Raw genomic sequence first — 14,525 nt, forward strand, 5'->3', positions numbered from 1 at the left:
TAACTAACTTAGTATATGGTTATAGTTAACAAAGTATAAACACCACAAAATTGGTACAAAATGATCGACCCGAAAACTAAATTAAAGGCACATTGTGTCAACACCAACCAAAGCAAAAAGTTATTGATTACAAGTTATGTGGTTGCCAATGCAAAGAAGACCGGCAACTAAAACTTCATTGCACATAAGTCAAAAAAAATAACTCCATTTCAATTAGCACCAAAATAAAAACGCTCGCAATACTGCGAGCGTTTTCTTGTTTATAAATGTTTAAGTTTATTTCAACTTCAACTTCTCTTTTACCATTGGTAATATATCATCGCTTTCATTAGAATAAAGCAGCACACCAACACCACTATCAAAAATATACGTGTAGCCCTTTTCTTTTGCTACCGACTTTATTGCATCTTCAGCGGCTTTAATTATCGGGGCATATATTTCTTCTTTCTTTTTGCTGGCATTGTCCTGAGCACTTTGCTGAAACTCGCGAATGCGTGTTTCCAAATCATTCAGTTCTTTGATTTTGGCATCGCGCACTGCCTCTATCATGCTTGCCTGCTTTTCATCAAGGTCTTTAGCTTTACTTTGATATTCGTTGGTCATCATTTCCAACTGCGATTGCAACGATTGTCCAAATTTGGTCAACACCGAATCTGCTTTTTTAGTTTCGGGCATGGCCGACAATAACTGGTTAGAGTTGATGTGGCCCAACTTGATAGTCTGTGCTTGCACTGTGGTTAATTGTGCCACAACCAAGGCACAGAAGAGAATTAATTTTTTCATAATTTAGGTAACTATTGTTTTGATATAAAATTTTAGAAAGACTTACACGCATTAAGTATTACTTGCGGGGGGCATCGGCACCACCGCCTGTACCAGGACTTTTTTCTCCTCCCGAGGCACTTTTTCCTCCCGACTTAAATCCTAATGCTGCGAGCACCTCATCACTTTTATCATATTTAGGATTTGAATATAATATAGTTAGGTCGCTCGACTTATCGAACATAACGGCAATACTTTGGTCGGTACTTAGTTTCTTTACTGCATTATAAATTTTATCCTGAATTGGCTTTACCAATTCTTGCTTCTTCTTAAACAGCTCGCCTTGATATCCAAATTTTTGCTTTTGTATTTCTTTTACCTCTTTATCCTTTTCAACAATTTCTGATTCGCGCTTTTTACGCATTTCATCGGTAAGCAAAATCTGCTCGGCCTGAAAGTCTTTATATAATTTATCTATAACTGCATATTTAGCCTCAATTTCCTTTTGCCAGTTGGCCGAAATTTGGTCAAGCTGCTGTTGCGCGGCCTTATACTCCGGAATGTTTTCGAGTATATACTCGGTATCGATGTAAGCAAATTTTTGTGCATTTGCAGTAAATGATAATCCCGCTGCGGCTACTATCATTAATGTGATGAACTTTTTTTTCATTTTCGTTTTGATTTATTTTTTTAGCAATACTAACTACATTTTCAAATACCGTGCTGTTCACATTAATCATGCTGAACAATGCATGAAAGGTAAGTTAAATTTTTAGTTAACCAATGGATCAAAATTTGGGATGGCGAATATACACCATTTTGTTAAAATAGAGAATTAGCCAATTTAAAATTATTCTATTACCAAGGTCAACACCCAATGTACTATGAAGGCTGTACCTATTTCAAATGATTAACGCTAAAAGCCCGATTTTGGCGATGGCTTACAACATTTAAAAACAGCCCTAAACACCCTTATAATAAAGTGGCGTAGCACTTACGCTTCATCGGAATAGTTATTGTATTTTTTTAGAAAAAATGGCAAAAAAAACCTGCCAATTGGCAGGTTTCATATATTCTCTGATTGCTTACTGTACAATCGTAAAATTGAAGATGTAGTTTTTTACACTTTCATCATCATCATGATGATGATGATGAGGCCTGGGTGTGCGGCCGGGCTTTATGCCACATCCATGTTCTTCTTTTTCTTCAGATAATGTAATAATAACCTGATCGGGCCCAACATAATCATTGGCTGGAGTGTAACTAAATACAGAAGCTGTATTTTTATCATTAGGCGTGAGCGCTGTGATGGCATCGTGCTGCGTGTCTTGGCTAATATACGGGCTACTATACTCATCATCATTATGATTGATAGTATACGTGTATTGATGGTTTTGTTTTAAGACAACATCAATCGTAATGTTTTCAATTTTAGGTTCATGTTCCTTTTGGCAAGCAGTTAGCATTACCACTGAGGCTATAAGGATAGATAAAATTTTTTTCATAACATATTTGGTTTAGGTGTGTAAAAATAAACTAAATAATCAATCCATAGCATATATAGATATTATTTAACATTACGATTATGAAATAATAAACTGTTGACCTGATGCCGCCAGGTGGCGTATAAGTGTGCAACAGCGATAACGGTCTTCGTGATAGGTGTTATATAAATTATCAAGCATCGCAACACAATAATCCAGTCCGAGGTCGTTGCCCCACTGTAAAAGCCCTTTTGGGTAGTTAACACCTTTGGTCATGGCAATTTCAATATCCCGCGAGGTAGCAAGTTGCAATTGCAACGCTTCGGTTGCCTGATTTACCAGCATCACAAGGGTGCGCATACTTATAGCATGTTGTACGTCTTTATTCTCATTGATGTTTACAGTTGGTTCGCCTTGCCGATAATCATAATATCCACGTTTTGTTTTACGGCCAAAATATCCCGCCATGCTAAGTTGTTTTTGCGTTTGCGAAGGCGTAAAACGGGTATCGAAAAATAGTTGTTGCCACACTAATTCAGTAACCGCATAATTCACGTCATTACCAATCATATCCATTAGCTCAAAAGGCCCCATCTTGAAACCCACGGATTTCATTGCTGCATCAATGGTTTCAAAATTGGCAATGCCTTCTTCATATTGCCTGATAGACTCTCCATAATACAATCGTGCAAGGCGGTTAACAATAAAGCCGGGTGTATCTTTAGCCTTTACCACTACCTTTTTCCATCGTGTTATTTCATCACACGTTTTATTAAATAAATCTAAATCTGTTTCGATAGAAGGTATGCATTCTACCAACGGCATCAGCGGGGCAGGGTTAAAAAAGTGAATTCCCATAAACCGTGAAGGATTAACTACCGAAGCCCCTAATTGGGTAATAGATAAGGAACTTGTATTGCTGGCGAGCACACAATCCTGACTTACGACATTGCCGAGGCTAATGAATAACTCCTTTTTAATATTAAGATCCTCTATAATGGCTTCTATCACAAGTTGACTATCAGCTATCGAATCTATAGATGATGACCAGGAAATTCTCTCTTGTATCAACATTTTCTCTTCAGCAGATATTTTATTTTTTTCCTGGAGCCTGGTTAATGTTGAATCCAGGTTTTGCACAGCCCTTGTTAAGGCGCTTTGGTTGCTATCCATTACGAGCACGTTACAACCTGCCTGCGCTGCTAGCTGAGCTATCCCGCTCCCCATTGTTCCGCTTCCAATTATTGCTATATTCATTTCTGATTAGTTTGCAGCAAAGAAAATGTTTTGCCATCACATATGCATACTCCATTATTTAATGATGTATTTACGTTGATACCTTTTTGAGTGATGCATAAAAATTTTTGTTAACATATTAATTACAATTACGAAATGTAATTGTAATGGAAAATTAATTTTGCATGCGTCAACATGCAGCAACAAGACACCATAAATAGCGATAGTAGCATACAGGCAGCACCTGTTGTAAAAAAATCAATATCGGTAGATAGCACCAAACCCGCACCAGCTAAGGTAATTGTGGCTGCGGTTGATACCGATACCAGCGTAACAGTAATTGCCCCCATTGCAACCACAGTAAAAGATACCCTAGTTACCACAAGTTATGAGCAGCTGATAACTTCACACCATTTACAAAGCAAATCGTTTTATACCCGAACACGCAAAGAGCCTACTCCCGATTGGTACACCATAACGTTGCTACTCATCGTATTTTTCATAACCATTGTAAAGGTGTACTATGCTAAAATATTTGATCATTTAATAAAAGCATTTTATAACACAACGGCAGCCAATCAGGTGGTACGCGAAGAAAACTTTTTGGCCCAACGTGCTGCCGTTGTTCTCAATATTATTTCCTACCTGGTATTGGCACTGTTTTTATATCGCGTGGCCGAATACTACGACTACAAGCCATCGTGGATGGGCAAGGGTTTTATCAAGTTCAGCTTTATTGCAGTAATGGTAGGTTGTGCTTATTCAGTAAAAATGTTTTTTGTAAAAACGCTGGGCATCCTATTTGGTATTGACCGCCCGGTATCGGCCTATATCTTTAATCTGTTTTTGGTTAACATTATTCTGGGGCTGTTACTGTTGCCATTGCTAATATGCATCTCATATGTCAACTATAATTATATCCACTACTTTTTGTCTGCAGCGGTAGTGGCCGCTATTGGCATGTTTATTTACCGAACCGTAAAAGCCATAATGATATGGTTGGGGCAGCCCGACTTTCGCTTGTATTATTTAATTTTATATCTTTGCGCCCTCGAAATTGCCCCTTTGCTTATTATAGCGAAATTGGCCGCCATCATTTAGCGCATGTATGCAGCCGGGTATTGAAATTAAGAACATAATATTTATTGAAGTAACATATACGTGGCCACTAATAAAGTTAAAACTATTCTTGTAACACAGCCCAAACCTGAAGGAGACAAGAGCCCTTATTTTGATCTTGCTAAAAAGTACAACCTGAAGATTGACTTTCGTCCTTTTATACATGTGGAAGGCATTGAAGCGCGTGAGTTTCGTACCCAAAAAGTGAGTATAAATGACCATACAGCTATCGTGCTTACGAGTAAGCATGCAGCCGATCATTTTTTCCGCATGTGCACTGAAATGAGAATTGATGATATTGAGAAGTTTAAATACTTCTGCATATCAGAAGCAACCGCTTATTACCTTCAAAAATTCATTCAATACCGTAAACGCAGGATATTTTTTGGAAAACAAACCATCTATGACCTGATGGATGTAATAAAGAAGCACAAAACCGAAAAGTTTCTAGTGCCCTGCAGCGATGTTCATAAGCAAGAAATAACCGAAGTGCTGGCTGATAATGATATTGCATATACCAAAGCGGTTATCTACCGCACCGTGTGCAGTGACCTGAGCGATTTGGCGAATGTGAATTATGATATGATCGTATTTTTCAGTCCATCGGGAGTTACATCCTTGTTTAAAAATTTTCCAAAATTTAAACAAAAGGATACTCGCATAGCAGCCTTTGGTACCACAACTTCGCAATCGGTTGTAGATGCTGGATTAAAATTGGATGTGAAAGCCCCAGTGCCCGAAGCACCAAGTATGACTATGGCTATTGAGCAGTATATTAAGAAAGCCAATAAGTAACGGCTCTTATTCCCTTTATTTTTACGATTACTTTTTTACGATTGCCTTACAACAATCTTCCGCTCACGTAGTTTTTGGTATTTTTTCTTGCTAGTAAAAAATTATTATCTATAATTGTTTTCAAATTAGAAAATGATGTTTTATCCTATCATCATTCATTCGGTTCCCTCAAGTCAAACTTCTTAAACAATTTAAAAACTATGAGCACACAAGACGAACTCACAGAGTTGCATGCCGAGCAAAAGGCTTGGCAAGCATCCATTAGCAAGCACATTGAAGAAATTAAAACCCTTGAAGATCAGCTTGCCTCGATCATAAAACGAAAGGCGGACACTGACACATTACGACACGTAGAGCATTTTCAAAATCAATTTATCATACAACGCGAATCCCTCGATATTCTAAGACACGATTGCAAACAATACGAAAACGAGATTGAGTATATACAAGCCAATGCAAAAGATAAAACCGGAATAGGAATAAATAGCCTGCATGATGTGGAGCAAAATAAACTTTCTGATTTTGAAAATAATTTTGCAAACCTCAAATCTGAGTTTCAAGGATTTTATTCTTCAATTGTAAATTAAGTTGCCAAATAAATACAAGAAGCCGGGCTCATATGTCCGGCTTTTTTTTGAATCAATTTATAGCTTGCTTAGATATTTAGCTAGTTGTTTTCTTATGACAAATCTTCCGAAGCTCATTTTTATCCATCCCACCCGTTGGGCTCAAATGCCAAATGGCTATTGTTTGGACCGCAGTGTGCTTATATGGGCTACAAACCATGACTTGCTAATAAAAAAAATCGCACGTAATAAAATTCAAAATATAAATCTTAATAAGACATTAAAAAATTGCCTTTTTAAAATGTGGTATGTTTTTTCGAATCATTTCTTTCAGGCTTGTCTTTACCAGATCGCCCATCGTGTGTGCTTTTAAGAATACCGGATTGGTGTAATACTCGGCAAGCTAGTTTTTAAGTTGATATACTTTTTCGGCATCCGATATTTCATCGGTACGCATGGTATCCAACAATTCTTTGGTCATGTATTTGGTTGCCTTTATTCTGCGAGACATAAGTACTTGTTCTTCCAATTGATATTGGTGCACCGTTTGACTATTGAGGTGTTTCAGGCACAACTCAACCATCGGATTATTTTCTTTAAAAAACTGTGGCAGGTACACCCTGTATTTTCCTTCATAACTTTGTTGGTCAAAATCGATGGCTCGTATACGATAATGAACATCTTCGAAATCGGGGGTTATATCCACCACATAATTGTATGCGCGCATATCTCCAAGCAGGCGCAGAAAACAACGCTCATTAAACTTTACAAATTCTTTGGCAAGGCGAATTGGGTTGGTCTCCTTGGAGTGCAAATATTTTTCAATAAACATATCACCGGGTATTCCGGCTATGTGTTCTTCTATTAATGTATCCTTATGCACCAGGTAGCTGATGCGGTTTGGCGAGAGTATATGCTCCAACTCAAGCCCATATACCCGCGAAGCATCAGCTCGCTTTATGTAATAATAATCGTGGTTGTCGTTATATCGATTTACTATCCGAATTCTGAAAGGCTTGCTATTGCCGAAGGTACAATAATCGATGCGCTCAACAGTAAGATGCTCGGTAATTTCGCCACCAGTTTTAAGCAATGCATAAATTTCGCGCAGGGCGGCATTTAATTGTTCATAATCACTTTGTGGATATAACACAGATTGCCAAAGGGTATCTTTTTGATTTCGATCGTAAATTGGGAATGCATTATCAAAACGCAGTAAATCATCATATGAAATATGCAACTGAATATCGCGGCCAAAATGTTTAAGGAACTTTCGTAGCGGTGTGTGTATAGGATAGAACGGTTTTTTCTTTGAAATTTCTATTTGCATAATTTATAGATTGTATCGGTAACTATATACGTTATTATTCTTTACAACAATCCTTCATCAGCAAAGCTATAGTAACTATTGCCTGCAATAATAAGGTGGTCCATTACCAATAAGTCCAACTCATTGCCAACATTTACCAGCTTGCGCGTAAGCCTGATGTCCGGTTCGCTGGGCTTAAGATTGCCACTGGGATGATTGTGTGCCAGCAAAATTTTGCTGGCAGATAATTCTAGCGCTCTACGAAAAACTTTTTTGGGATCGACCACCGTACCAGCTGTACCGCCAATACTTAACGATTCTTTCTGATTATATGGCTTGCCTGATTGAGGTATAAAATCCAAAACTCTTCGTGTAGGAGGTCGGCCATACTTGGATACAACTCATCAAAAGCTTCTTACTGCTGCGAATAGCTCGTACTTCATTCGATTTATCGGCTTCGCGTCTTCGCTTGCCCAACTCTAATGCGGCCGCTATGGTTATAGCTTTTACTTCGCCCAATCCCTTTACACCACTCTTACAAATTCTTTCTACTGACCATCGGCTTAGTTCAGTAATATCATTGTTGGCAGCCTTTAATAATTTGCGTGCTACTTCTACAGCACTATCGTTGCGGGTTCCTGCGCGTATCAGGATAGCAATTATTTCGCTATCGCTAAGCGCACGAGCACCCTGCTGCAGCAATTTTTCGCGAGGGCGGTCGTCCTCTGCCCAATTTTTTATACTAGTTGTCTCGCTCATCGTTTCATAATATTAAGCAAAGGAAATAAGATTGTGTATTAAAAAAAATCAAGCGTAAAATTATCAGATATAATATCCAGATTTATGAAATACCTGGATAGCCAAATTGGACTCGGAATAGGAACCTCATTTACAAAATCCGATTTCGCAGGTCGACAGCAAACCTTTTCGTTTTGGCCACATAGCTCCCCTTACGTTATTGATGTCAACGTCCTTACCTTTAATACTTCTTACTATTACTAAAACATGATATTGGATTCTTGCATTAAGCATTGCTCAAAGGTTTTGTATGGCAAGAAAAAAAGTTGGACTTACCTTGAACTATACCTTGTGTGCTCTAACATACTCTTCGCGTAATAAAGAAAACACAAATGAATCTTCGGTTGTGTCATCTCTCAAAAAGTGTTGCCGCAAATGACCCTCCTGTGTAAAGGCAAATTTTTCAATTAGCCTTAACGATGCCTTATTGTTGGGGCTAATAAATGCTTCAACACGGTTAAGATTCATTTGAGTGAAACCATAATTTAATATTGTGCTCACAGCCTCGCTCATATATCCTTGCCGCTTTGCGTCTTCAACGGTAAGTGCATATCCCAACTCAGCCCTTCGGTGTTGGCTATACCAGTTATGAAAACCTGCTCCTCCAACTACCTGCTTGTTTTTTTTAAGTGCAAGTTTAAAATGCACAATCGTTCGGTCATAGGTTTTGTATCCGCCTTCTGTTTTCTTTTGTTCCTTAATAAAATCTTCAGCAGTTGATAACCCAAGCAATGCCATAATCTCGCTTTTAGCACGATGCTCAAAAAGAAATTGCAAATCTTCAGGAGTGTATTTGTGTAAAATCATTCTTTCGGTTTCAAGATAGGTTGTCTCCATGCGTATGAAATAATTAAATCAGGAAAAAATAAATTGATTATGAGTTAATCAACCTGACAAAAGTATGTTTAAAATAAATCCTTAATAATTTGGTTGTTTATATTTATTTGCAAGGGATCGAAATTAAATTTTTCCTTGAGCAAGGTTGCGTATACGCTTCTGAAATCAATATCATAAATTAAATCACCCTTATCCAAATTGCCTAAGTCAGGATTTTTGCCAAGTACATTACCCTTATTGTTACCTCCTATGATAAACATGGGGCCTGCAGTGCCATGATCTGTACCCGTGCCATTTTCGTGCACCCTACGTCCAAACTCTGAGAAGATAACAAGTGTTACATTTTTTAAGAGCTTATTACTTTTCAAATCTTTGTAAAAAGAATAAACCGCATCGTTCAAGATAGTTAATTGTCTCTGATGCGAAGGTCCTTGATTGTTGTGCGTGTCGAAACCATTGAGTGATGTGTAATATACTTTGGAGTTCAGGTTACCCTTTACTAATCGCGCTATCCATTCAAGATTTTTTGACAACGCATTGTTTGCATAAACTTCGCTATACTTTTCACTTTGCTGCAATGCTTTGTTTATTTCTTCCATGCCTTCTAAGGATGCATATTGAAGCTTTCGCACAAAATCCAATTGAGGATTGTCAGACAGTTTCAGTTCGGCTTCTGCACCTGAATAGTTTTTAATTCTATTAAAATCCTTTATAGTGATGCCGTGTGAAAGCGAAGATTTTAAAGCAAGGTTATCTACATTATCAATGTTGAGCGAACAGAGCGATTCATCGTTGCATTGCAAATCCAAAAATCTTCCAAGCCAACCATAGTCAACATATTTATTGCTATCGGTTGCAGTTTGCCATATTTCCTGACTACGAAAATGTGAGCGATTAGGATTGGGGTAGCCAACGTTTTGAATCACTGTTAAATTGCCCTCTTGCAACATAGTAGCAAAGTCCTTAAGCGCAGGATGAAATCCCATACCGTTGCTCCTGCTTATTACCTTATCTTTTGCAATTGCAATTGATGGGCGTTTGTCATAATACAACGGATCAGTAAAAGGTATAAACGTATTAAGGCCATCGTTGCCACCATTGAGTTGAATAAAAACTAAAATGTTTTCATTGATAGTATCGCTTATACCCTCCCATAATTTGTTGGCAGTTAAAAAATGGGGAAGCAACATTATTCCTCCGGTGCCGGTGGCGGTAAGCTGAAAAAATCTTCTGCGGTTCATCGTCTTTTAAATTAGTTGAAATTCAGGACTCTTTGCTAAATACTGGTACACCTTCAAAATGCTCTTTTCTGCATTTTCTGATTGCGGATCGAAATCATATTTTAAAATCTGATCAAGTTCTGCGCGCATCTCTTCGCTTGTTTCAAAAATCATTTTTTGCGTGAGCTCCTCTAAAATTGATTTTGCATTCGTGTTATTTTTAATGGTAATAGTAGGCCTGAAACTAATCTCCCCTACATCAAATCTTTCGAGCTTTTTACTTAGTACCCTTTCATATTTTTTATTTCCCGAAATAATGAAATCAATCAATTGGTTCCGGTCAGCATACACTTGCGAGGTGAGCCAACTTTGCCCTCCCTTCCAGCCTTTTACGTTTGGTTGATCATAAATATCCATGCCCTGATTTCGGAGAAAGACAGCCATTAATTTGTAATTGGGAGTTATGTTCAAGTCCTTAAATAGCTGGATGAGATAGATTAACGGATTCTTAATCTGATTGCCTGCTTTACCTTTAGCACATTCTTCTTCCATCATTTTTTGAAAGAAAGGCTTTAATTCAAATTTATAATTTTTTAGAACTTCTGCATACCTAATGACTAATTCTCTTTCAGGGTTGTCATAAAAAAACCATTTCAATATTTTTTCAGTCAGGAAGTACGATGTGTTTTTTTGCTCAAAAATTATATCAATCACTTCATCAATCTTAAAATTGCCCGTTTGCCCCAAAACAGTTTTTACTGAATTATCTCTTAGCATAGGGCGATACTCGCCATGTTCTTTTCCAAAAGTAAGACCTGCCAAGCTGCGTGCTGTGTTCTTAATATCACTTTCGGTATAGTGTCCTTCGCCAAGTGTAAAGAGTTCAAGTAATTCGCGACCTAGGTTTTCGTTGATGTTTCCCTTCTTGTTTTGCTGATTGTCCAAATATTTTATCATAGCATTGGTATATACCATTTCTTTCACCAGCGTTTTGTAATTGCCTAGTGCGTGCGTATCTATTGTTTGGTAATGCTTGTAAATCCAATAAGGAACCTTTACCGATTGCAACGTGGAAACAAAATGATTTTGAAAAAATAAATTTATCTTTTCTCTTAACGGAAGTTTCGTTTCATAGCACCGCTGAATTGTGAAGGCCTTCCATTCAATGCCAATCTTAATAAGGTCGTTTGCAACTTTTTCAAGTTTCTTCCCTCCCTTGTCTGCCTTTTTTTTTAATGCACGTAGTTCCAATAAATTTTTCGGGCTGTCAGCAATAAAATCTGGAATCTTAAGCTCTGACTTTGCATTCAGTTGTTGTGCTATAAAAATGGAAACGCCAGACTTTCTGATTACTTCAGCTTCGTTAGTAGAAAAGCCCAAACGCAGCGAATTCAAAGCATTTATTTCCATATTGTGTATAGTTGCTTAGGGTATGACTTTAGTAACGCTGTAAAGTTTAATTTATGTGGTTGTGTTAACAATACTTTATATATGAGAATTGCTAATGCAAGGCAACTGCTGCCTTACTGAGCAAGGTTTCAAAGGCTTTACCTGTTGTACTAAAAAATCAACTGAACAATTATTTCTACCAAACCATGCTATTGGAAGGAAGAAAAAAATTCCTAATTCAGCGACAAGTATATTGAATTATTAAGACACCAAGCCTGCATGAGGTATTAATAGATTTGGGCAGTCAGCACTTTTATAAACTTGCTTATGGCAACTTTTCCAAATCCATTTTGCAAACCGGACATTGTCCTGCTGCCGTGTATGCGGTGTCGCTTTCACATTTCATAGGGCATTGGTATCTTATAGTGTCAGTGGCAGATGCTACCGTCATCACTTGACTTGCTGCTTTGTCACTAGCGATGTTGCAAGAAATAAATGCATAAGCTGCTATTAAAATTATTTTTGTACAACTTCTCATAGTTTATTTATTAAATAGGTGAATTGATTTTTGATTCTGTTTATACGAATACCATAAAACTCTTTCTCTCTAATTGAATGTCTTAACGGGTCACACCAACGACTTGCTTTTTTTGCTCTTATTATTTATTATAAATTGATATGCCAATGATAGTAAAAATATGAATGATAAATGATTTATAATTTTTTACAAGCTAAGAGCCCGTTTAAAATTTATCTAACTGTTTTCTTAAGATGCATTTTCTGATTATCATCGTTAGGCATTGCAATGGGTGGGCTCAATTGCCAAATGGCAATTGCCATGCGCCAAAGTTCGCTGCCAAGGCTTGCAAATCACGCCTTGCTATTCAAATAATTTACTTCATACAAATTCAAAATATAAAAATAAAACAAGCTCTAATACCCCTTATTTTCCTTTTGGCAACTTAAAGTATTCGTTAACCGACTGATCGAGCACCTGGCTAATTGAATGAAAATTTTCTTTACTCGGTTTTAAATTGACAAACTTTGCCATCGTTTTACAACGCTTGAAAATTATAAAGGTGTTATCTACCTCCTGGTTTATTTTAATTAAATCAATTTCAGATTCGCTGTCGGTAAACGAAGGTACATGTGTTAATGCCACTTTTTCTAACTTCAATTGCTTGCCAATTTTTTCCAACTCGCTTTGTCTGTTGTTTTTGTTATAATCATGTTCATTGCCATACACAAAATAAACCTTAAGATATTTTTCGCGCTTTCTGCTTTCGTTTTCTAAAAAAGATAACCATTGTTTTATTTCTTCCCAGTCGGGATTGTTGCCCACAAAATAGAGTATACCTTGGTACCATGCATATTTGCACACGGGACATGTTCTAGTCCCCTTGTAGGGCCCCCATGCATGATGCGGTATAAATGACATAACATCTTCTCCCACATTCACACCCGAAAGAATTGGAGATGTGTATTTCACCGGATATTGAGGAATATTCAAGCCAAGAATAATGTTGCGTTCGCCTATGGCTATGTTGTCTTTATAAACTAGACGCAACACTCCACTGCCACCCCGGTTTTCCATTTTCATGCGGTAGGCAGTGTTAAGTAACTTATCATCATCAAAAATAAAATCATCAATATAATATTCATTCATATCTCCAGGCTCCTTAATAGTAGCATGCACATGTGCCGGGGCATCAAGGGTAGGATATACTCCCGGTCGCACTGTATAAATAAAATATCGTCCAAGCGAATCTGTTTTAACCCAACCACGAATGTATCCATGTGTTTGCCCCTTCTCATTTGGTGGCATGCTGCGCATTTCTTCTGAGCGATGTATATATCTTCCTTCGGTATTGGTTTGATAATAGTATAACAAAACATTTGATGCCGGGGTAGTTCCGTTAGGTTCGTATACTGTTCCGGTTAACAAAAGTTTCTCACCTGCCAAATTCCAACCCGGGCTAGTATCAACCGCCATTATACTTTTTGGAATTCCGTAATAAGCAAAAAGGTTGTTTTCAAACGCCCCACCCACATGAGCCGGCTTGGTTATATTTTCCTTTGTTTCATTGATTTGTGCATTGCAACCAAACAATGAAATCCATAAAACAACAACTGGTATAAATTGATAATTTCTTTTCATCTTTTTTTCGTTTTTAAATTTCACACTTTTGCATAATTGCTTGTGACACGATATATCTCGCATAAGGCAAATTGTTCTTCTACAAGCACGAGCTTGAAGCTCGTGCCGGTAAATAATTTATTTTCTCTTTATCATGCCTTTGGTTGGTAAAAATACCAACCAAAAGCAAAAGTTTTATCAATAGTCTTTGGTTGGTTAAAACACCAACAAAAGGCAAAAAACACCAACCAAAGGAAAAAAAATTATTCTCTGTAAAATTTATCTCCTTTCCATTTTGCTGGATTATTTATAATGTAATTGGAAATGTTTTGATATGATTCTTCGCTGCGGATGATATGTTCGTGATAATTACGTTGCCATACCGTTTGTATTTCGGTATTCTTGCGAAACCATTTTGTTACACCAATTTTAAATCCTTTAACAATTGATCCAATTGAACGGGGAATCATTTTTTGAAATGCGTTTTGGTTTGGTTATAGGGGTTGAAAATTTTCAACCCCTACATTGGATATAACCGTTAATTCAATAATGCCATGCATGTGATTTGACATTACAATATGTTCATGCAAAACCGCATTTTGGAAAATGTTTGGGAATTTCCAACCAACATTCATCAGCAATTTTACCTGCATCATTAAAAATCATTTCTTCATTAATAATTTTACCAAACCTAGATTCTCTGTTTTCGCAACAAATGGTAATAAAATACAAACCTGCTTGCGAATAATCGTATCCTTTTAATCGGATTGACCTGCGGTGATGGATTTGCGGATTATATGCCATTTTATATAAATTGTTTTGTTATGGTTTTTTTTATTGGGGTTGAAAATTTTCAACCCAGACATTTCAACC

12 protein-coding genes and 3 pseudogenes are annotated in these 14,525 nt (G+C 37.2%); 3 read left to right on the forward strand and 12 right to left on the reverse strand.

What is annotated here, in order from left to right; all coding sequences use genetic code 11:
• Positions 1–276: 276 nt before the first annotated feature.
• From IPO27_10495 to IPO27_10510, 4 genes are all read right to left on the reverse strand, one after another.
• Positions 277–783, reverse strand: coding sequence for an OmpH family outer membrane protein (locus IPO27_10495; GenBank protein MBK8846940.1), 507 nt, complete (start codon positions 781–783; stop codon positions 277–279).
• A 58-nt stretch (positions 784–841) separates the two neighbouring features.
• Positions 842–1,432 carry an OmpH family outer membrane protein gene (locus IPO27_10500; protein ID MBK8846941.1) on the reverse strand — a complete coding sequence of 197 codons (591 nt, stop codon included), beginning with the start codon at positions 1,430–1,432 and terminating at the stop codon, positions 842–844.
• A 415-nt stretch (positions 1,433–1,847) separates the two neighbouring features.
• Complete coding sequence (locus IPO27_10505; protein MBK8846942.1) at positions 1,848–2,267, reverse strand: hypothetical protein; 420 nt, start codon at positions 2,265–2,267, stop codon at positions 1,848–1,850.
• A 78-nt stretch (positions 2,268–2,345) separates the two neighbouring features.
• Entirely contained in the window at positions 2,346–3,503 is a 1,158-nt protein-coding gene (locus IPO27_10510; GenBank protein ID MBK8846943.1) for an NAD(P)-binding domain-containing protein, read from the reverse strand.
• Between the two features lie 174 nt (positions 3,504–3,677).
• On the opposite strand from IPO27_10510, the gene IPO27_10515 reads away from it, so the two are divergent.
• From IPO27_10515 to IPO27_10525, 3 genes are all read left to right on the forward strand, one after another.
• On the forward strand, positions 3,678–4,583 hold the full coding sequence (locus tag IPO27_10515; protein MBK8846944.1) for a DUF4271 domain-containing protein: 906 nt from the start codon (positions 3,678–3,680) through the stop codon (positions 4,581–4,583).
• A 54-nt stretch (positions 4,584–4,637) separates the two neighbouring features.
• Positions 4,638–5,396, forward strand: coding sequence for a uroporphyrinogen-III synthase (locus tag IPO27_10520; protein MBK8846945.1), 759 nt, complete (start codon positions 4,638–4,640; stop codon positions 5,394–5,396).
• A 200-nt stretch (positions 5,397–5,596) separates the two neighbouring features.
• Entirely contained in the window at positions 5,597–5,983 is a 387-nt protein-coding gene (locus tag IPO27_10525) for a hypothetical protein (GenBank protein MBK8846946.1), read from the forward strand.
• A 259-nt stretch (positions 5,984–6,242) separates the two neighbouring features.
• Here the strand turns inward: IPO27_10525 and IPO27_10530 are convergent.
• From IPO27_10530 to IPO27_10565, 8 genes and pseudogenes are all read right to left on the reverse strand, one after another.
• Positions 6,243–7,292: pseudogene (locus tag IPO27_10530) on the reverse strand (hypothetical protein).
• A 41-nt stretch (positions 7,293–7,333) separates the two neighbouring features.
• A pseudogene (gene radC / locus IPO27_10535) lies at positions 7,334–8,030 on the reverse strand (DNA repair protein RadC).
• Between the two features lie 321 nt (positions 8,031–8,351).
• A complete protein-coding gene (locus IPO27_10540) occupies positions 8,352–8,906 on the reverse strand; it encodes a GNAT family N-acetyltransferase (protein ID MBK8846947.1) in 555 nt (184 codons plus the stop codon).
• A 68-nt stretch (positions 8,907–8,974) separates the two neighbouring features.
• The gene (locus IPO27_10545; protein ID MBK8846948.1) at positions 8,975–10,147 is read right to left on the reverse strand and encodes a DUF1501 domain-containing protein; all 1,173 of its coding nucleotides are present in this window, start codon (positions 10,145–10,147) and stop codon (positions 8,975–8,977) included.
• A 6-nt stretch (positions 10,148–10,153) separates the two neighbouring features.
• Positions 10,154–11,536 carry a DUF1800 domain-containing protein gene (locus IPO27_10550; protein ID MBK8846949.1) on the reverse strand — a complete coding sequence of 461 codons (1,383 nt, stop codon included), beginning with the start codon at positions 11,534–11,536 and terminating at the stop codon, positions 10,154–10,156.
• A gap of 304 nt (positions 11,537–11,840) precedes the next feature.
• Positions 11,841–12,053 carry a hypothetical protein gene (locus IPO27_10555; protein MBK8846950.1) on the reverse strand — a complete coding sequence of 71 codons (213 nt, stop codon included), beginning with the start codon at positions 12,051–12,053 and terminating at the stop codon, positions 11,841–11,843.
• Between the two features lie 405 nt (positions 12,054–12,458).
• A complete protein-coding gene (locus IPO27_10560) occupies positions 12,459–13,673 on the reverse strand; it encodes an intradiol ring-cleavage dioxygenase (protein MBK8846951.1) in 1,215 nt (404 codons plus the stop codon).
• A 242-nt stretch (positions 13,674–13,915) separates the two neighbouring features.
• A pseudogene (locus tag IPO27_10565) lies at positions 13,916–14,456 on the reverse strand (hypothetical protein).
• Positions 14,457–14,525: the final 69 nt, after the last annotated feature.

The organism is Bacteroidota bacterium, assembly GCA_016714535.1.
Classification (GTDB): domain Bacteria; phylum Bacteroidota; class Bacteroidia; order AKYH767-A; family OLB10; genus JADKFV01.

Excerpts from the sequence above, each read along its gene's own strand:
- IPO27_10505 (MBK8846942.1), bottom strand. The coding sequence starts at position 2,267 with ATGAAAAAAATTTTATCTATCCTTATAGCCTCAGTGGTAATGCTAACT.
- IPO27_10515 (MBK8846944.1), top strand. The coding sequence starts at position 3,678 with ATGCAGCAACAAGACACCATAAATAGCGATAGTAGCATACAGGCAGCA.
- IPO27_10550 (MBK8846949.1), bottom strand. The coding sequence starts at position 11,536 with ATGGAAATAAATGCTTTGAATTCGCTGCGTTTGGGCTTTTCTACTAAC.
- IPO27_10540 (MBK8846947.1), bottom strand. The coding sequence starts at position 8,906 with ATGGAGACAACCTATCTTGAAACCGAAAGAATGATTTTACACAAATAC.
- IPO27_10495 (MBK8846940.1), bottom strand. The coding sequence starts at position 783 with ATGAAAAAATTAATTCTCTTCTGTGCCTTGGTTGTGGCACAATTAACC.
- IPO27_10560 (MBK8846951.1), bottom strand. The coding sequence starts at position 13,673 with ATGAAAAGAAATTATCAATTTATACCAGTTGTTGTTTTATGGATTTCA.
- IPO27_10500 (MBK8846941.1), bottom strand. The coding sequence starts at position 1,432 with ATGAAAAAAAAGTTCATCACATTAATGATAGTAGCCGCAGCGGGATTA.
- IPO27_10525 (MBK8846946.1), top strand. The coding sequence starts at position 5,597 with ATGAGCACACAAGACGAACTCACAGAGTTGCATGCCGAGCAAAAGGCT.
- IPO27_10545 (MBK8846948.1), bottom strand. The coding sequence starts at position 10,147 with ATGAACCGCAGAAGATTTTTTCAGCTTACCGCCACCGGCACCGGAGGA.
- IPO27_10510 (MBK8846943.1), bottom strand. The coding sequence starts at position 3,503 with ATGAATATAGCAATAATTGGAAGCGGAACAATGGGGAGCGGGATAGCT.
- IPO27_10555 (MBK8846950.1), bottom strand. The coding sequence starts at position 12,053 with ATGAGAAGTTGTACAAAAATAATTTTAATAGCAGCTTATGCATTTATT.